19 protein-coding genes, 1 tRNA gene and 2 pseudogenes are annotated in these 16,576 nt (G+C 67.9%); 16 read left to right on the top strand and 6 right to left on the bottom strand.

Annotation, left to right across the window (positions count from 1 at the left end; all coding sequences use genetic code 11):
• Position 1: 1 nt before the first annotated feature.
• Together SK854_RS14850 and SK854_RS14845 are read left to right on the top strand one after the other, a co-directional pair.
• The gene (locus SK854_RS14850; protein ID WP_045311897.1) at positions 2-502 is read left to right on the top strand and encodes a MogA/MoaB family molybdenum cofactor biosynthesis protein; all 501 of its coding nucleotides are present in this window, start codon (positions 2-4) and stop codon (positions 500-502) included.
• On the top strand, positions 489-671 hold the full coding sequence (locus SK854_RS14845) for a hypothetical protein (RefSeq protein ID WP_319975670.1): 183 nt from the start codon (positions 489-491) through the stop codon (positions 669-671). Before SK854_RS14850 ends, SK854_RS14845 begins: the two co-directional genes overlap by 14 nt.
• 130 nt (positions 672-801) lie before the next feature.
• Here the strand turns inward: SK854_RS14845 and mscL are convergent, their stop codons facing one another.
• From mscL to SK854_RS14825, 4 genes are all read right to left on the bottom strand, one after another.
• Positions 802-1,239 (bottom strand): large-conductance mechanosensitive channel protein MscL, encoded by a 438-nt coding sequence (mscL, locus tag SK854_RS14840; RefSeq protein ID WP_319975669.1) that lies wholly within the window; start codon positions 1,237-1,239, stop codon positions 802-804.
• The gene (locus tag SK854_RS14835; RefSeq protein WP_319975668.1) at positions 1,239-1,793 is read right to left on the bottom strand and encodes an SAF domain-containing protein; all 555 of its coding nucleotides are present in this window, start codon (positions 1,791-1,793) and stop codon (positions 1,239-1,241) included. Before SK854_RS14835 ends, mscL begins: the two co-directional genes overlap by 1 nt.
• A gap of 71 nt (positions 1,794-1,864) precedes the next feature.
• Positions 1,865-2,173 (bottom strand): FmdB family zinc ribbon protein, encoded by a 309-nt coding sequence (locus tag SK854_RS14830; protein ID WP_319975667.1) that lies wholly within the window; start codon positions 2,171-2,173, stop codon positions 1,865-1,867.
• 94 nt (positions 2,174-2,267) lie between these two features.
• Positions 2,268-2,834 (bottom strand): 5-formyltetrahydrofolate cyclo-ligase, encoded by a 567-nt coding sequence (locus SK854_RS14825; protein WP_319975666.1) that lies wholly within the window; start codon positions 2,832-2,834, stop codon positions 2,268-2,270.
• Between the two features lie 125 nt (positions 2,835-2,959).
• Between SK854_RS14825 and SK854_RS14820 the strand changes: the two are divergent.
• From SK854_RS14820 to SK854_RS14785, 8 genes and pseudogenes are all read left to right on the top strand, one after another.
• Positions 2,960-3,130, top strand: a pseudogene (locus SK854_RS14820) (UTP--glucose-1-phosphate uridylyltransferase); the annotation flags it as partial.
• 17 nt (positions 3,131-3,147) lie between these two features.
• Entirely contained in the window at positions 3,148-4,371 is a 1,224-nt protein-coding gene (glp, locus tag SK854_RS14815) for a molybdotransferase-like divisome protein Glp (protein ID WP_319975665.1), read from the top strand.
• Complete coding sequence (locus tag SK854_RS14810) at positions 4,368-5,021, top strand: GNAT family N-acetyltransferase (RefSeq protein WP_319975664.1); 654 nt, start codon at positions 4,368-4,370, stop codon at positions 5,019-5,021. Before glp ends, SK854_RS14810 begins: the two co-directional genes overlap by 4 nt.
• Before the next feature lie 156 nt (positions 5,022-5,177).
• Positions 5,178-5,888, top strand: a complete 711-nt coding sequence (gene sepX / locus SK854_RS14805; protein WP_319975663.1) for a divisome protein SepX/GlpR — start codon at positions 5,178-5,180, stop codon at positions 5,886-5,888.
• 57 nt (positions 5,889-5,945) lie between these two features.
• Positions 5,946-6,018: transfer RNA gene (locus SK854_RS14800), tRNA-Ala, on the top strand.
• A 315-nt stretch (positions 6,019-6,333) separates the two neighbouring features.
• Positions 6,334-6,714, top strand: coding sequence for a class I SAM-dependent methyltransferase (locus tag SK854_RS14795; RefSeq protein ID WP_319975662.1), 381 nt, complete (start codon positions 6,334-6,336; stop codon positions 6,712-6,714).
• Positions 6,711-6,914, top strand: coding sequence for a hypothetical protein (locus SK854_RS14790; RefSeq protein WP_319975661.1), 204 nt, complete (start codon positions 6,711-6,713; stop codon positions 6,912-6,914). The genes SK854_RS14795 and SK854_RS14790 overlap by 4 nt, the downstream gene beginning before the upstream one ends.
• 52 nt (positions 6,915-6,966) lie before the next feature.
• Positions 6,967-8,424 carry an alpha/beta fold hydrolase gene (locus tag SK854_RS14785; protein WP_319975660.1) on the top strand — a complete coding sequence of 486 codons (1,458 nt, stop codon included), beginning with the start codon at positions 6,967-6,969 and terminating at the stop codon, positions 8,422-8,424.
• A 1-nt stretch (position 8,425) separates the two neighbouring features.
• Here the strand turns inward: SK854_RS14785 and SK854_RS14780 are convergent, their stop codons facing one another.
• Positions 8,426-9,751, bottom strand: a complete 1,326-nt coding sequence (locus SK854_RS14780; RefSeq protein ID WP_319975659.1) for a UTP--glucose-1-phosphate uridylyltransferase — start codon at positions 9,749-9,751, stop codon at positions 8,426-8,428.
• Between the two features lie 144 nt (positions 9,752-9,895).
• On the opposite strand from SK854_RS14780, the gene SK854_RS14775 reads away from it, so the two are divergent.
• The 3 genes from SK854_RS14775 to SK854_RS14765 are packed head-to-tail and all read left to right on the top strand — an operon-like array spanning position 9,896 to position 12,382.
• Positions 9,896-11,005, top strand: coding sequence for a radical SAM protein (locus SK854_RS14775; protein ID WP_319975658.1), 1,110 nt, complete (start codon positions 9,896-9,898; stop codon positions 11,003-11,005).
• A 14-nt stretch (positions 11,006-11,019) separates the two neighbouring features.
• Complete coding sequence (locus tag SK854_RS14770; protein ID WP_319975657.1) at positions 11,020-11,406, top strand: cupin domain-containing protein; 387 nt, start codon at positions 11,020-11,022, stop codon at positions 11,404-11,406.
• Positions 11,387-12,382: a mevalonate kinase family protein gene (locus tag SK854_RS14765; protein ID WP_319975656.1), complete on the top strand. Its 996-nt coding sequence runs from the start codon at positions 11,387-11,389 to the stop codon at positions 12,380-12,382. The genes SK854_RS14770 and SK854_RS14765 overlap by 20 nt, the downstream gene beginning before the upstream one ends.
• Here SK854_RS14765 and SK854_RS14760 read toward each other — a convergent pair.
• Positions 12,379-13,373, bottom strand: a pseudogene (locus SK854_RS14760) (IS481 family transposase). The gene SK854_RS14765 and the pseudogene SK854_RS14760 sit on opposite strands and share 4 nt — an antisense overlap.
• Positions 13,374-13,400: 27 nt before the next feature.
• On the opposite strand from SK854_RS14760, the gene SK854_RS14755 reads away from it, so the two are divergent.
• The 3 genes from SK854_RS14755 (at position 13,401) to SK854_RS14745 (ending at position 16,550) form a co-directional block, all read left to right on the top strand.
• Positions 13,401-14,156: a hypothetical protein gene (locus SK854_RS14755; protein WP_319975655.1), complete on the top strand. Its 756-nt coding sequence runs from the start codon at positions 13,401-13,403 to the stop codon at positions 14,154-14,156.
• A gap of 93 nt (positions 14,157-14,249) precedes the next feature.
• Positions 14,250-14,624 carry a cupin domain-containing protein gene (locus SK854_RS14750; protein ID WP_319975654.1) on the top strand — a complete coding sequence of 125 codons (375 nt, stop codon included), beginning with the start codon at positions 14,250-14,252 and terminating at the stop codon, positions 14,622-14,624.
• Positions 14,625-14,768: 144 nt separating this feature from the next.
• Positions 14,769-16,550, top strand: coding sequence for a peroxidase family protein (locus SK854_RS14745; protein ID WP_319975653.1), 1,782 nt, complete (start codon positions 14,769-14,771; stop codon positions 16,548-16,550).
• Positions 16,551-16,576 lie beyond the last annotated feature (26 nt).

Below are 16,576 nucleotides of genomic sequence, written 5' to 3'. Positions count from 1 at the left end.
TATGGAACGCAGCGCGCAGCGCCTTGGCCGCGCTTTGGTCGTGATCGTGGACGACCGGGTGGCGCACGGTGAGCAGGACGACAACTCCGGACCTCTTGTCACCGAACTGCTTGAAGAAGCGGGCTTCATCGTCGACGGAACCGTCGCGGTCGAGGGCGAGGTGGTCGACATCCGGGCTGCCCTCAACACGGCCGTCATCGGTGGCGTCGACCTCGTGGTCACCGTGGGCGGCACAGGCGTGTCCCCGCGCGACGTCACCCCCGACGCCACGCAGGGCGTGCTCGACCGCCCGATCCACGGCATCGCCGAGGCGCTCCGCGCCTCCGGCCTCGCCGCGGGCGCGGTCGACGCGGGCATCTCGCGTGGCCTCGTCGGCGTCTCCGGCAGCACGCTCGTCGTGAACCTCGCGGGCTCGCGCTCCGCGGTCCGCGACGGCATGGCGACGCTGTCGGCCCTGGTGCCCTACGTGATCGAGCAGCTGAGCGGTCTTGACGAAGAGTGAGAAGCCGACGCCGGCCGACGACGACGCCGTAGAGCGCCGTCGTCGGTTGGCAGAGGTGTTCGGCGAGGTGCTTCCGGAGACGACGTCGGACGAGCGCGGTGGCGGGGCTTCCGGCGACGACCGCGAGGCCTGGTACCGCGAGAACAGGCCGCCGCACCACGGCGGCTGACGCCTGGGCCGCAGACGGCCGGGTGCGACGAGCGCCGCGTAGCCGGTTTCGGCCTGAAGCCAGGACAAAGCGCGCGGAGTCGCGTTGGAACGACGGGTGCGCGCTTCGTCTCGGCGGGGACGGACGGAGATCAGATCGCCGGACCGCGACGGTCCGTCGGAGGGTTCTGCGGCTGGCTTGCCGCCTGCGCCTGCAGGAGGTCGCGGATCTCCTTCAGCAACTCGACATCGGTGGGCTCGGACGGGCCGGGCTCCACGCCCCTCTCGCGGCGCTCCTTGATCTTGTTCATCGGCAGCACGAAGATGAAGTAGACGACGGCCGCGACGATCGCGAAGTTGATGATCGCGGTGATCAGCGCGCCGAGATCGATCTTCGTCTTCTCGTTCGCGTCGATGAGCTTGAACGCGAGGCCCTCCACGTTGTTGCCGCCGAGCACGGCGACCAACGGGTTGATGATGTTGGCCGTGAACGCGGTGACGATCGCACCGAACGCGGCGCCGATGACCACGGCCACGGCCAGGTCGACGACGTTTCCGCGCATCAAAAAGTCTTTGAAACCCTTCAGCATCAGCGGAGAGTAACGGCTAATGCATGATCCAGTGACATCGCGGCCACACGAGTTGCATTAAGTCTCGGCAACGTGAGGACGACGACTTCTCCGCGCGTCTCCCGCACCGCCGCGTTCTCCGCGAGCACCTCGCCCGACGCCGACACCACGTCGACCCGGCCGCCCGGTCGCACCACGGCGGCGAGGCCCTGGTCAGCCACCCGGACGGCCACCGAGGCCTGATCGGCGGCGGCGTCGGCGAGATCGAAGTCGGTCAGCGGGACGCCTGCCCGCGCCGGTGACGACAACGCGCGGCCCACCACGGCGTCGGAGGCCGGGAACGAGCCCGGCAGCGGCGTGGCGAGCGACATGACTCGGACGTCGGCGGCGGTGAGCGGCTCTCCGGCCGGTAGATCGCGAGAGGCGACCACGGCGGGATGGCCCACGTCCGGCCAGAAGAACGTCGACAGGGCCAGCAGCGCCAGCCCGAGGGCCAGGAAGCGGCGCCACGCGGCGGGAGGGCGGCGGCGCGCCAGCGAGCGGACTCGATCCGAAACGGTCGTGGAAAGGTTCATGCCTCCGACCGTAGGACGGTCGGAGGCAGTCGAACGGGGCTCAGTCGCAAGTTGTGGACAACTCGCGATCTTCAGGACGCGGCGGCCGCCGGAGCGCTCGTCGAGGACTTCGAGTCCGAAGAGGACTTCGTGTCAGCGGACTTCTTCTCCGTGGACTTCGTCTCCGTCGAGGGCGAGGACGCCGTGGTGCTCTTCGACGAGCCCGAACGGCTGTCCGTGCGGTAGAAGCCGCTGCCCTTGAAGACGACGCCGACGGCGCCGAAGAGCTTGCGCAGCTTGCCCGAGCACTCGGGGCACTCGGTGAGGGAGGAGTCGCTGAACGACTGCACAGCCTCGAACCGGTGCTCACACGCGGTGCAGGCGTACTGGTACGTAGGCACTGGGTCTGCTCCTAGCTCTGGCACTCGACCTTTGTGAGTGCCAACACGATTTTCGCTCAGGACCTTCCCGGAGCGCAAACACCCCAGGTCAAAGTCACAGCCATCGCAGACCCACCGAGGGGGTCAGCACGCCGTTCATCCGCACGTCGTGAGGCTCGCCAGGCACGTGGGAAAGCACCTCGCAATCACGCACGACACCGACCAGCGGGGCCTTGACCAGCGGCAACGAGCGATCGTAGTGCCCCTGTCCCTTTCCGATCCGCACCCCGTCCACCGACACGGCCAGCGCGGGCACGAGCACCAGCGAGGCTCCAGCGATCGCCGAGGCGCCGAGCCGGGGACCGGTGGGCTCCAGCAGCTTGAACCCGGCGGGGGCGAGCCCGGACGGCCCGGTGTGCTCGGCCCAGTCGAGCGGCGAGTCGCCCGTCACGATCGGTAGCAGCACCCGGCAGCGCAGCCCGTCCAGCCACGAGGCGTCACCGGGCTCCGATCCGACCGGCAGGAAAGCGCACACCGTCTGATCAGGCGCAACGTCCAGCGCGGCGACGTGCGCGGCCAGCGCGGCGGCTTCAAGAGCGCGAACTTCAGCGGACAGCGAACGCCGTGCAGCCAGCAACCGTGAACGCAGCGTGGCCTTCCGGTCACGAAGATCGGACGTCATGGTGGGTATCCCCCGGTATGTCGTTAGCATCGCTGCCCATGAGCAGCGCCTTCCACACCGCTATCGTGCCCGCGGCCGGTCTGGGCACCCGTTTCCTCCCCACGACCAAAGCCGCGCCGAAGGAACTGCTGATCAACGAGGGTCACCCCGTGCACGTCGTGGTCCACCGGGGCGGGCGACACGACCTCGGCAATCCCGCCGGATTCCTGCGGGCTGCGGTTGACTTCGCACTCAAGACCCCTGAGAACGGACCCGATCTGCGTGAGTGGTTGCGGGAACGCCTCGACAACTCCTGAGCGCGAGGACCAATCACATGAGGTCAGTTGACGAGCAGCTCGCTCGGGTGATCGCGGCCGCGGTGCGGCCCGCACCCGTGCGCGTGGCGATCTCGGAGTCGCAGGGCCTGCTCTGCGCGGAAGAGGTCATCGCGGAACGCGCGTTGCCCGGCTTCGACCAGGCCGCCGTGGACGGCTACGCGGTGCGCAGCGTCGACGTGTCCGGTGCGAACGCGAGCCCGGTGCAGCTGCCGGTCGTGGGCGAGATCCCGGCCGGCTCCCGGCAGCCTCGCAGACTGCAGCCCGGCCAGGCGGTGCGGATCGCGACGGGCGCGCCGCTGCCGACGCTGGCCGACGCGGTCGTGCCGCTCGGCTACACCGACGGCCACCAGGCCAAGGTGACCGTCAACCGCAGCGTGCCGTCCGCCGGGTTCGTCCGCCGCACCGGCGAGGACGTGCAGACCGGGGACGTCGCCGTGCGCCGTGGCGCGTCCATCGGTGCTGCTCAGGTGGGTCTTCTGGCCGCTGTCGGACGCAACAAGGTGCTCGTGCACCCACGTCCGCGCGTGTCCGTCATCTCGCTCGGCGAGGAGCTCGTCGACGTCGACCGCACGCCCGGTCAGGGCCAGGTCTACGACGTGAACTCGTACGCGCTGGCCGCCGCCGCACGCGACGCGGGCGCCGAGGTCAGCCGGGTCGGCATCATGTCCGCCGACCCGCGGCGGCTGCGCGAGGTGGTCGAGGGCCGGCTGCTGCTCTCCGAGATCGTCGTCATCGCCGGCGGCGTGGGCGGCACGGTCGGCGACGAGGTCAGGGCGGCCATCACCGATCTCGGCGACATGGACGTCACCCGCGTCGGCATGCACCCCGGCTCCGCGCAGGGCTTCGGCCGGCTCGGGCCGGACGCCGTGCCCACGTTCCTGCTGCCCGCGAACCCGATGAGCGCGCTCGTGGTGTTCGAGGTGCTGGTCAGGCCCCTGATCAGGGCCGCGCTGGGCAAGAAGAACCCGTACCGCCGCGCCGTCAGCGCACGCCTGCTGTCGCCACTGCAGTCGGCGAAGGGCCGCCGGGGCTTCCTGCGCGGCCAGCTGCTGCGCGACGCGGACAACGGCGAGTACCTGGTGCAGCCGCTCGGCACGTCGGGCTCGCACCTGCTCGCGTCACTGGCGGAGGCCAACTGTCTGATCATGGTCGACGAGGACGTCACCGAGATCTCGGTCGGTGAAGAGGTGCTGGTCAGCTTCCTTGCGCAGCGTGGATGAGCGTTTTCGCCGATCTGGGCAGACACCCCGGCTGGCCGGTCCGGCTGGGGCCCCTTCAGGTGCGCGCCGGAACCGTTGAGCTGCGCGGGCCGAGGTTCTTCGACGGCAGCACGTGGTCGAGGCTGCGCATTCGCGATCGCGCCTACCTCGAACAGTGGGAACCCACCGCGCAGGAGGGCTGGGACGAGCGCAACGCGACGCTGTCCTGGCCCGCGCAGTGGTCGTCGTTGCGCGGCATGGCCCGGCGCGGCTCCACGCTGCCGTTCATGATCCTCGTGGACGGCGAGGTCGCCGGTCAGATCACCATCGGCAACATCGTGCGCGGCTCGCTGCAGTCGGCGTGGATCGGCTACTGGGTAGCCGCTGATCGGGCGGGCGGCGGCGTCGCAACGGCGGCGGTGGCGTTGCTCACGGACCACGCTTTCCGCGACGCTGGTCTGCACCGGCTCGAAGCCACCGTCCGTCCCGAGAACGGCCCCTCGATCCGCGTGCTCACGAAGTCCGGATATCGCGAGGAAGGCCTCTTCAAGCGTTATCTGGATGTTGCCGGACAGTGGCGCGACCACCTCTGCTTCGCCCTCACGTCCGAAGAGGTCTCTGATGGCCTAGTGCGCCGTTTGGTCGCACGCGGAGAGGCCCGTCTTCCCTGACGTTTGCTTCCGTTTGCCCTAATCACTTCACCCAAAAGTGGGTGATACACCACACTTTGGTACGCACCGAGTTCGGCGTGCCTCCGAGACAGGTGTGACTGTTGTGACTAGCGTGGTTGACAGCACCACGCGTGGGCCGGGGGAGGTGAACGGGGAATGCCGAGTTCGCTGATCATCATTGCGCTGGTCGTCGCCTGGCTCGTGGTCCTCGTCCCCATGATGGCCCGCAAGCGCCAGGAGAGTGCGCGCAGCGTGGGGGAGGAGTACGACGCCATGCCCGACGCCGAGTACGACGACATCCACGACATCGACGACGACTACTTCGACGAGGAGGAGTACGTCGAACGCCCCTTCCGGCGCGGCCGTGGTGGCTACGACCCGGAAGCCGCCGTCCTGGTGGCGCAGGCCAAGTACGCGTTCCGCCGCAGAGTGGTGGCGTTCCTGCTGGTCGCCGCCGTGGCGACGGGCATCGTCGCCGGCGTGTTCTACGCGAAGCTCTGGTACGGCCACGCCGCGCTCGACCTGGTGATCGTGGGCTACCTGACCTACCTGCGCCGGCAGGTGCGGATCGAAGAGGAGATCCGTGCGCGCCGGCTCGCCCGCCTGCAGCAGGTGCGTCGCCGCCGTGCGACGGGCCCGCAGCAGCAGGAGACCCCTGCCGCAGAAATCCCGCAGCAGGCCACCGAGGAGCCCGAGACCGCCAAGGTCGAGGTCGTCGAGGACAGGCCCGCGCTGCCGCCGTTGCCGCGCTTCGAACACCACGTGCGTCCGGGCACCATCCCGGTCGACTCCGACGACGAGGACCCGGTCTTCGTCGAGTTAGACGGACTGGAGTCGCTGCGGTACCGAGGTGCTGTCGGGGCATAGGAGGGGGTGGTGAAACACCCCTTCTGGGACTGCTATAGTTCTCTCGTAACACCGCAAGGGGCTGTAGCACAGTTGGTAGCGCGTCTCGTTCGCATCGAGAAGGTCAGGGGTTCGATTCCCCTCAGCTCCACCCTAGGGGTCTTACTGGAACACGGGGCCGAAATACGCCACGTAGTAGGACTGAACACCGTTGGTAGCTACAGGGCCGCCCTCTTTTTGAGAGGCGGCCCTTTAGCATTTCGGAGTCGGGTGTCGGTTCGTGGTTCGGGCACGGTCACGTCGTGGGCTGGGCGCCCTTGCTCTCCGTTGGATCGCTGTGGCTCCAGGCATGGTCATTTCCGGTCGGCAGTGACCGCCTCGGCGAGCCGCCGGCCCGTGGTGATGAGTGGTGAGTCCGGAGCTGCGAGCCGGAACTGGCCGGACTGTCACGAACGTCGGGTGCTGGTTGAACGGGACAGCCCTCCCGTCGGAGTTCGTCGGTGACTTCCCGCTGCAGTGCGATGATGGCCTCGCTGGAGATCGCGAGGGCCAAGGATCCGGCTGGGAAGATCACCTGGATCCACGACGACGCATCGCCGTGGGCGCGGTCGGCGCCGATCTCGCGGTGATGACCGGGAACGTGGCACAGGTCTTACTGACCGACGACGACTGGAACCGGACCCTCGAAGGGATCCACGGCGCGCTGGCGCCTGGCGGTCACCTGGTGTTCGAGATCCGGCGGCCGGATCGCCGCGTCCGGGAGGAATGGGCGGCCGACACCGCGCACGACGTCATCGACGTCCCAGGCGTCGGCGAGGTCGGCAGTGGCGTGAGGTCACCGAGGTGAACCTCCCCCTCGTCTCGTTCCGGTACAGCTACCGGTTCGAGGACGGTGAGGTCGTCACCTCGGACTCGACCCTGTGGTTCCGCGAACGCGAAGACCTGGAGTCGCTGCTGACCGGACACGGCTATCGCGTCCTGGAGGTACGGGATGCCCCGGACCGTCCAGGACGCGAGTTCGTATTCATCGCCCAGCGAACGAGCTGAATCGCTTCTCTCCCGGGTAACGTGTGTGGGCGCACGTCCTGAGGAGTTGATCGTGGCGAAGTCCCTTGCGCTGTTCGTACATGGACTCTTTTCCACCGAAGCGACTTGGAACGCGATGCGGGTTTTGCTCGCCGCGGACGACGAGTTGGCGAAGGACTACGACTTCGACACCTTCGGTTATTCCTCACCGAAACTGCGGGTGAACCCGGCTCGGCGGATCCCGGACTTCAATGTTCTCGCGGATCGTCTCGCCAGTGTTCTCGAGGCCAAACACGGGAAGTACGAACGCGTCGTCCTGGTCGCGCACAGCCAGGGCGGGCTGATCGTGCTCCGCTTCCTGATGCGCCAGCTCGCCGAGGGCAAGGGCGTCCGGCTCGCCCGGATCCGGCGGATCGTGCTGTTCGCCTGTCCCAACAACGGATCCGAGTTCATGCTGACCCTGCGGCGTTCGCTGCTCGGCTGGCACGCGCAGGAACGGGAACTGCGGCCGCTCGCGGAATCGGTGGTCGAGACCCAGCGCCGCGTGCTCGCCGACGTCGTCTACGCGCCGCACCTCGACGATCACCGCTGCCCGATCCCGGTCGTCTGCTACGCGGGGGACACCGACAACATCGTCTGGGCCTCGTCCGCCAAGAGCGTCTTCCCTGATGTTGGTGTGCTGCAAGGAGATCACTCCACGATCATCCAGCCGGACGGCGTTCTCCACTCGTCGTTCCTGGTCCTGCGCGAGTCGCTGGTCACCGCGCTCACGGAGCCGATGCCGTCGCCCCCGAAACGGAAAACCGGCATGGCGTCGTCCGAAAGCGACGACTACCACTCCGAAATGACCCTGCACGGGCCGGTCATGGTTGACATCGAAGGCGGCTCCGGGAAACCCGTCCCCATCGCCGTCCGGTCCGGCCCGGTGGATCAGATCTCCGATGTGGACATCGTCTGCACGTCCGAGAACATCTACATGCAGATGGCGATGACGTTCAAACCGTCGGTTTCGGGCAGGCTGCGCCGCGCAGCGGCGAAACGGGGACCCGCCGGCGAGATCCTCGAAGACACCGCCGCGGCCGAACTCGACGACTGGATGCGGAAGAACGGCCGGTTCGGCCTGCCCGTCGAACCGGGGACGGTGGCCGCCACGTCTTCGGGAGCCTTGATCAAACGCGGCGTCCAGCGGATCTATCACGCCGCGATCGGGATCCCCGTCCTCGGCACCGACCGCTTCGAGGTGAACCCGGTCTCGGTCGCGCAGGCCGTGCACAACGTGTTCGACCTCGCCCGGCGCGAACGCGAGGAGGACGGCCTCGAACTGCGTTCGGTGCTGTTCCCGCTGTTCGGTGCCGGGCTGGGCGGCCTGGACCCCGCCATCTGCTTCGAATGGATGTGGCGCGCTCTGCGTCAGGAACTGCGCGAGGACGACGCGTGGGAAGTGCACATCTCGACCTGGACGAAGACCGAGACGGAGACGATCCTCGCCGCCGTCCAGTACCACGCCAGTGAACCCGGCGGACTCCCCTGAGTCAGAGGATTTCGCCGTCCGGAACGGTTTTGGGCCCGACGATCTTGACATCGCCCCGGAGCACCACGTCCTTGCCGAACGTGACGTCCCCTTCCACGTCGAGGCTCGTGCACTCCTTCAGCGACGGGGCGTGCGGGATACGGGCGTCGAAGTCCCGCAGCAGCTTGAAATGGTCCTTGCTCAGCGAAACGACGGGCGGGGTCGTGGTGAACTCGGGGATCATCTCCCCGCTCGGGTCCAGCACGTACGCGTCCGACCGGACGACGAGCAGGTCGTCGGTGGTCTTGACCGGCGCGAACCGGGTCCGCGGGATCTCGATGGCCTGAGCGCCCTCGACCGAGGCGACCGCCGCGCCCATCGCCGTTTCGAGCTGGATGACCGGCGTGCTCCCTGGATCGGTCGGGTCGACGGTCTTGCGGTTCACAATCAGCGGGAGTGCCGGCGCGGCCGGGTCGGCGTCCTGCAGCTCCTTCAGGCGCTGAAGGTCGAACCAGATGTTGTTCGTGTTGAAGTACCGCCACTTGGCCACGTCACCGAACGAGTTGTCGCCCTCGGGGACCTGGGCGGACTCGCGCAGGACGATCCGGCCGTCACGCCGAGCCAGATGCCCGCCCTTGCGGTCGGCGGGCGTGCCGAGGACGGTCTCCATCGCGAACGGGATGTCCCGGTCGGCGAGCCAGGCCGCGATCCGGGCGTCCGGCACCGCGCCCAGGTTGTCGGCGTTGGAGACGAAGCACCACCGGATGCCTTCGGCGAGCAGCAGGTCGCGCATCCCGCTGACGGCCAGCGCGATGTAGATGTCGCCGTGGCCGGGCGGGCACCATTCGAGTTCCGGGTTCGCGGGCCAGTCGACCGGCTGGAAGCCGTCCGCGGCGATCTTCGGCTCGCGGCCCTGCAGGAAGTCGGCCGGGATGACGTCGTCCGCCAGGCCGGGGTAGGTCTTCAACAGGTCGAGCGAGGGCTCACGCGTGCCGGCCGAGTTCATCAGGATGAGCGGCAGCCGGGCCTTGTAGGTCTCACGGACCGAGAGCACCTGCATCGCGATGACGTCGAGGAACGTTTTGCCCGGTTTGATTTCGAGCAGGGATTTCGGACCGGTGAGGCCCATGCTGGTGCCGAGGCCACCGTTCAGCTTCAGTACCGCTGTCCGGTCCAGTACATGACGGGAAACCTCGGCATCCGGCTCAGGCAGGTCCACCAGCCGGCTGATCTCCTCGAGCGGTTCGAGTTCCGAACCCGGCAATTCACCGGCGCCGTCCTCGGACAGTTGCTCGAGACGCCGTCGCAAGGCCGCCAGTTCCATGGCGTGCGCTCCCGCGGACCGCATTTTTGACAGCGTATTCGTGAAACGATCAGGCAAGCTCATTGTGACCTTTCTGAACACTGCTCCGGATGTTAGTGTATCCGACGCGGGTGAAGCACAGACTCGGCCCACCGCGGCACCGGGTCGGGATGACCGAAGGCAGCACGCATGTCTACAGACCTTCCCGGCGGACCTCTTGATCTCACTGCAAAGCTTTACCAGGAATTCGCTCACCAGCAAGTTTCCCTGGCGGCCGCCGGCGAGCAGCCGCCCGCGCCGCTGGTGGTGGAGCTGGACCCCACCTCGTTCTGCGATCTGGCCTGTCCCGAATGCATCAGCGGGAAGCTGCTGAACAGCGGTCGGTTCTCTGGGGAGCGGCTGATCGGCCTGGCGGGTGAACTCGTCGAGGCCGGGGTCGAGGCGGTGATCCTCATCGGCGGTGGTGAGCCTTTGCTGCATTCGTCGATCGGGAAGGCGATCACCCTCCTGCACGACGGCGGGATAAGCGTCGGCATCACCACCAACGGCACCATGATCGACCGGCATATCGACGTCCTCGCGGAGCGCGCGCACTGGACGAGGGTTTCGGTCGACGCGGCGACGGCGGAAACCTACGGCCGATTCCGGCCCGGCCGTGGTGGCCGCAACCGTTTCGCTGAAGTCGTGCGGAACATGGAACTGCTCGCCTCCCGTAAAAGCGGAAAGCTCGGCTATTCGTTTCTCGTGATGGGGCGGCCTTCATCGGGCGAAAGCAATGTGGGCGAGATCGCCGCGGCCGCCGAACTGGCGAAATGGATCGGGTGCGACTACTTCGAAGTGAAACCCGAATACGATATGGAGCATTTCATTCTCGGTCGGGATCCCGACCTGCTGGCAGTCCTTTCCGAACAGCTCGCCCGGATCCGTGAACTCGACGATGACGGCTTCAAGGTGCTGAGCCCGGCCACGCTCGGCGTGGTCGACAGCGGGGGTGGCACCCCCGTCGAGGTGAAGGACTACACGACCTGTCCGGTCGCCGATCTCCGCACCCTGATCACCACCTCCGGCGCCTACTTCTGCCCTTACCACCGGGGAAATCCGGCGGCGCGGTACGGGGATCCCGAGACCGAGTCGTTCGCCGGGATGTGGAACGGTGAACTCCGGCGCAGGGTGCGCGAAGGCCTCCGGCCCGACGAACACTGCCGCTTCCACTGCATCCGTCACGGCTCCAACCTGGCCCTGTTCGGGATGCGTGACCAGCCCTTCGAACCGGTCCCCGACTACGACCCCTTCCTGTGACGGAGTTCCTGACTGTGCGTACGACGACCCCGCTGATCTCCCGCGCGGCGGACGGAAAGAAGACGGTCAAACCCGACGGCACCGCGGTCTGCTACCACCTGTTCCCCGAATACGAGATCCACTGGAACGAGCTGCCCGACGGCGTCACCCAGCAATGGCACCACCACGACACGATCGAAGAGACCGTCTGCGTCGTCGCCGGGCGGATGTTGCTGCGCTGGCGCGAAGACGGCAGGGAATGCGTGGAGGAACTGGAGGTCGGCGACGTCGCGCGGCTGGGTGCCGCGCCGCACACGTGGGAGAACAAATCCGGTGAGGTGGTCCGGTTCATCGTCTTCAAGCTGGTGCTCGACGGGGTCGACAAGCGGGAGATCTTCCGAAATGACAAACAACTCGACTGAGCCGGACACGGCGAGATCCGCGCCCGCCCGGATCTGCCTGGCGGGCGAAGACCTGGACTGGCTCGGCGGCTCGTCGCTCCAGGCCGCGATCGATCTCCGGATCCGCTGCGCGCTCACCCTGGCACCGCGTCCCTCCGGGTTCGAGGTCCGCGCCTCGGGCACGCTCACCGGCCGGGCCTCCTCCGCCGACGTCTGGACACCGGCCGACGAGGCCTGGGCCGATCTCGCCCGGCTCGCCGTGACCTTCCACCACGACCGGGACGACGACCGGTGGCCCAGCCGGCTGGACATTGTCTCGGCGATCCCGCCCGGCGCGGGGCTGGCGAGCAGCGCGGCGCTGTGCGTGGCCACCTTGGCGATCTCCGCGGACTGGGCCGTCCCCGGTGAGCCGATCGACGCCGGCCTGGTCGTGGAACGGGAACTGGCGGGCCGGGATGTCGGCCCAATGGATTACGTGCCCTGCACGGCGGGCGGTGTTGTACGGGTCTTCTGCCACGAAGGGCGGATCGAGTCGGTCGGGCAGCTCGAGTGGCCCAGCGACCTGGCGATCGTCGTGGTGGACACCCGGCGCACACGGGACACCAGCGAGGTCATCCGGTGGAAACGGGCGCGGAGCCAGGCCGGGGACCCGGCGATCGCGGCCTACGTTCGCCGCACTACTGAAGTCGTCGAGACGCTGGGTGCACTCCTCGCGGACGAGGCGCCGGATCCTGTCGCAATCGGCGAAGCGCTCGACAGGGCGCAGAGCACGCTCCGGGAGGACATGGGTGTCAGTGACGACGTGACCGACGGCTGCATAGAAGCGCTGAAGAGACAGGGCGCTCTGGGCGCGAAGATCACCGGAACCGGGAAGGGCGGCTGTGTCTTCGGCGTCTTCCCGGGGTCCGGTGCCGCAGTCGCCGTGGGCGCGCTGGTCGCCGAGGGGTTCGCGGCGACCTTGACGGAGGTGTCGAAAGCCGGGGTGTGCCCGGGCTAGCTGTACTGACCGGCGAGGTTAGGAACGAGGCTGGCGGGTGGTAGGCCTTTGAGTGCGGTGTGACCGTGGTGGTGATGGTAGGTATGCAGCCATCGCGGGAACGCTTCGCGGCGTTCGGTTTCGGTGCGGTAGGGGAGGGCGTAGGCCCATTCGTCGAGCAGGGTGCGGTTGAACCGCTCGACTTTTCCGCTGGTCTGGGGCCGGTAGGGGTGTGTGCGTTCGTGGGTGATCCCGGCTGCGGCGAGGGTGTCGCGCCAGAGCCGGGGAGCGGTAGCACGATCCGTTATCGGTCGGTACTCGCTCAACGGTGATTCCGTTGTTGTGGAAGAAGATCTGTGCTCGTTGCCAGAACGCGACAGCGGTCTCCTGCGTCTCGTCGGCCAGGATTTCGGTGTAGGCCAGGCGGGAGTGGTCGTCCACGGCGTTGTGCAGGTAGCTGTAGCCGAGGTTGGTGCGGCTGCTGATCTTGCGTAGCCGGTCAGGGTCGCGGTGTGCGGAACTGTTGCGCTTGCCCGTGTGCCTGCCGTGGAACCTGTGGCCACCGCCGTCGGGAATGTTGCCCGGCTTCTTGAAGTCGACGTGCACCAGTTCACCCGGTGCGGCGCGTTCATAGCGTCGCACCGGCTGGCCTGTCGCGCGATCGACGTGGCTGAGCCGGGCCAGACCGTAGCGGGTCAGGACCCGGTGCACGGTCGAGGGCACCAGCCCCAGCAGGTACGCGATCCGCGCCGGCCCTCACCGACGGGACGGCCGGACTTTGATGATCCGTCGTTCGGTGCGGGTCGGGGTCCGGCGCGGGCACGACAACGGGCGTGAGGACCGGTCGGCCATGCCCCGCAGCACCGAACTCGCGTTAGCGGCTTGCCCATCGCCAGGCGGTGCTGACCGAGACTTGGATTCGCTCGGCGGCCCGCCGCAACGGCCACCCGTCATCGACGACACACCGGGCCAGACGTAGCCTGCCCACCCGTCCTGAAACGCGTTCGGCCATTGCCGCGACGCCGGATATCTTGTGCGCGTGAACAACCATGGGGGATTGAAAGCCGTGCTCGTCGCGGCGGTGGCGCTCGCCGCCGTCAGCTGCACGCCGGAGCCGAGTTCGGGGTCGGGGGACCAACAGCCGGCGACGCAGGAGAAGCACTTCGACGTCACGGGCTTCGGCAAGCTGAAGCCCGGAATGTCCAAACAGGACGCACTGGCCACCGGTGAGCTCGCCGCCACCGGCGCCGGCAAGACCGGCACGTGCGAGGACTACCGGTACCAGAACGGGCCGGCACCGGACGCGAAGAAGCTCGCGGACGACGCGGAGTTCGAGCTGAAGTACGAGGCCGCGCAGAAGGCCGCGGACGCAGCGGAGGCAGCGGTCGGACCCGCACCAGGAGCGAACGCGGGTGCCGCGGACTACGCCGCCCACGCGGAGAAGCTCGCGGCGTCGGCGGAGGCTTCGGCCAAGGCGACCGAGCTCATCGCGGAGTCCACGAAGCGCATCGCCGAACGGGCCGAGGCGCGTGAGGCCAACGGTGGCGTCATGTTCGCCGGCGACAAGATCCGGATGATCGTGCCGCCGCCGGGCGCCACGACGGCCAAGAAGATCGGCAAGGGTGCCACGGTCGAGCAGCTCAAGGCCGCGTACCCGAACGTCGTGGACAAGGAAGCCGGCAAGACCTTTGAAGTGCCGGTGCCCGATCAGCAGGGTGTCGCGCTGAACTTCTACTTCACCGACGGGAAGCTGGAGACGTTCCTGCTGTTCAACAGCGCCGCGAAGTGCAGTTGAGCTGAGTCGAAAGGGCCGTTCACCGTAATGTGGACGGCTCTTTCGTCTATATAAGGGCCGTAAGTTCGTTCGGCTCCCGAAAGGCTGTTCCCCATGAGCGACGCGCCGCAGGACAAAGTGACGGTCCTGTCCGCTGAGGCCCTTGCCCAGTTGAAGTCGTTCCCGCTGCACGGCGACGAACGGTTGCAGAACAAGCTGCTGTGGAAGTCCCCGAACGGCGACACGATCGTCGGCCTGATCCAGATGGCGCCCGGTGCGCGCGACGTCGGCCACAACCACCCGTCGGCGACGCAGCACACGTGGGTTGTCGACGGCACGGTGAGCATCGGTGGCGTCGAGGCGACGGCGGGCTCGTACGCGTTCGTGCCGCCGGGTGTCGACCACGAGACCATCGCGGGCGACGAGCCGGTGACGATGTTCTACCTCTACCAGCCGTTCGCTCCCGAGCACGACCACCACGACCACTGACAGGTCGCTGCCAGGAACCGGACGGGACCTGAAGTCCGGCAAAGGCGGGAAGTCCAGGGGAATTCCCAGTTGCGGGGCCTGGATCTGTCACGCCGTGAAGAACTGGACACGGTCGGTCACGGCGCCCGTCGCCATCATCAGCCCATGCAGGTCTTGCGCAAGGCAGCGGCGTTGGTGGCGATCGGGGCGTTCCTCGGGGGCGGCATCGCGCACGCGGAGTCCCCGTTCTTCGAGGTGCAGAGTCTCGACGGGCGCGGCAACAACCGCGCCCATCCCGAGTGGGGGACCGTCGGCGAGGGGTACACCCGGCTGGCTCCCACGAGATACGCGGACGGCGCCGGGCAGCCGGCGGACGGGCCGAACGCGCGGTACGTCAGCAACCGGATCTTCGCCGAGGGCGGGCAGCGGTACCTCTCCGAACGGCACGTCAGCCAGTGGGCGCAGGTGTGGGCCCAGTTCGTCGACCACACCTTCGGGCTGCGCGAGGACACGGCCGTCGACGCCTCGATCCCGTGGGACAACGAGGCGCCGCTGGAGACCGTGCGCAACGACCTGCTGTCCACGCCCATGCGGCGCAGCGGCGAGGTGCCGGGGTCGAGCCCGCGCGAGCAGAAGAACATCGTCAGCTCCTACCTCGACGGCTGGGCGGTCTACGGCGGCAGCCAGGAGCGGCTCGACTGGCTGCGCGACGGTGCGAAGTTGTTGCTGCCGAACAACCTCCTGCCGCGCCGTGACGCGCGGGGCAACTCCGAGACCGCACCGCCGATGACCGGTCCGTTCGGCGCGATCACCAGCGGGCCCGGCGTGGTCACCGGTGACATGCGCGGCATGGAGAACGGCACCATCACCGCAGTGCAGACGCTGTTCGCCCGCGAGCACAACAGGATCGTGGACCGGCTCCCCGCGCATCTCTCCGACGAGGAGAAGTTCCAGATCGCGCGCAGGGTCGTGAGCGCCGAACAGCAGTGGATCACCTACCAGGAGTTCCTGCCGGCGATGGGCGTGCGGCTCGCTCCCTACCGCGGCTACGACCCGTCCGTGCGAACGAGTCTGGCGAACGAGTTCGCGACCGTCGGCTACCGGTCGCACAGCATGGTGCGCGGCGACCTCTCGGTCGTCACCGAGGCGAGCCGCTATTCGGAGACGCAGCTGAAGACGTTGCGCGACAAGGGCTTCACGGTGACGATCACCGGACCCAAGGCCGAGGTGAAGGTGCCGCCGCAGCTGCTGCCGTTCAACCCCGACCTCGTCGACGACGTGCAGCTCGGTCCGTTGCTGCAGAGCTTCGGCCGGCAGGACGAGGGCCTCAACGACGAGCTGATCGACGAGAACACGTTGCGCAGCATCATCTTCGTCATTCCCGGTTGCCAGCCGCGCTGCCTGACCGCGGTGATCGACGTCGCCGCGCTGGACGTCCAACGCGGCCGTGACCACGGCATCGCCTCGTACAACGACGTGCGCCGTGCGTACGGACTCGCGCCCAAGCCGTCGTTCCAGGCGATCTCCGGCGAGGCCACCGAGTCGTTCCCCGCCGACCCCGAGCTCACGCCCGGCGCCGAGATCGACGACCCGGACAGCCTCGACTGGATCAGCCCTGGTCAGCGCCGCACGACGGTCGCCGCGCGGATGAAGGCCATCTACGGGGACGTGGGCGGCCTGGACGCGATCGTCGGCATGATGGCCGAGCCGCGGCTGCCCGGCAGCGAGTTCGGCGAGCTTCAGCAGGCCATCTGGAAGAAGCAGTTCGAGGCGTTGCGCGACGGCGACCGCTTCTTCCACGCCAACGATCCGGCCCTGCGGTCGATCAAAGCGCGGTACGGCATCGAGTACCGCCGCACTCTCGGTGATCTGATCTCCGCCAACACCGACATCCGCAGGGACGGCCTGGCGTACAACGTGTTTCGCACTCACCCATCTATGGGGTGAAGTTCGGTGAAGAACGCGGCGTCCAC

The sequence above is a fragment of the Lentzea sokolovensis genome, assembly GCF_033949975.1.
GTDB classification, from domain to species: Bacteria; Actinomycetota; Actinomycetes; order Mycobacteriales; family Pseudonocardiaceae; genus Lentzea; species Lentzea sokolovensis.
The sequence above is the reverse complement of the archived record's forward strand: the minus strand, read 5'-3'. Positions and strand labels throughout refer to the sequence as shown.

Excerpts from the sequence above, each read along its gene's own strand:
- SK854_RS14750 (WP_319975654.1), top strand. The coding sequence starts at position 14,250 with ATGAGCGACGCGCCGCAGGACAAAGTGACGGTCCTGTCCGCTGAGGCC.
- SK854_RS14850 (WP_045311897.1), top strand. The coding sequence starts at position 2 with ATGGAACGCAGCGCGCAGCGCCTTGGCCGCGCTTTGGTCGTGATCGTG.
- SK854_RS14765 (WP_319975656.1), top strand. The coding sequence starts at position 11,387 with ATGACAAACAACTCGACTGAGCCGGACACGGCGAGATCCGCGCCCGCC.
- SK854_RS14780 (WP_319975659.1), bottom strand. The coding sequence starts at position 9,751 with ATGCGGTCCGCGGGAGCGCACGCCATGGAACTGGCGGCCTTGCGACGG.
- sepX (WP_319975663.1), top strand. The coding sequence starts at position 5,178 with ATGCCGAGTTCGCTGATCATCATTGCGCTGGTCGTCGCCTGGCTCGTG.
- SK854_RS14775 (WP_319975658.1), top strand. The coding sequence starts at position 9,896 with ATGTCTACAGACCTTCCCGGCGGACCTCTTGATCTCACTGCAAAGCTT.
- SK854_RS14825 (WP_319975666.1), bottom strand. The coding sequence starts at position 2,834 with ATGACGTCCGATCTTCGTGACCGGAAGGCCACGCTGCGTTCACGGTTG.
- SK854_RS14835 (WP_319975668.1), bottom strand. The coding sequence starts at position 1,793 with ATGAACCTTTCCACGACCGTTTCGGATCGAGTCCGCTCGCTGGCGCGC.
- SK854_RS14745 (WP_319975653.1), top strand. The coding sequence starts at position 14,769 with ATGCAGGTCTTGCGCAAGGCAGCGGCGTTGGTGGCGATCGGGGCGTTC.
- glp (WP_319975665.1), top strand. The coding sequence starts at position 3,148 with ATGAGGTCAGTTGACGAGCAGCTCGCTCGGGTGATCGCGGCCGCGGTG.
- SK854_RS14810 (WP_319975664.1), top strand. The coding sequence starts at position 4,368 with ATGAGCGTTTTCGCCGATCTGGGCAGACACCCCGGCTGGCCGGTCCGG.
- mscL (WP_319975669.1), bottom strand. The coding sequence starts at position 1,239 with ATGCTGAAGGGTTTCAAAGACTTTTTGATGCGCGGAAACGTCGTCGAC.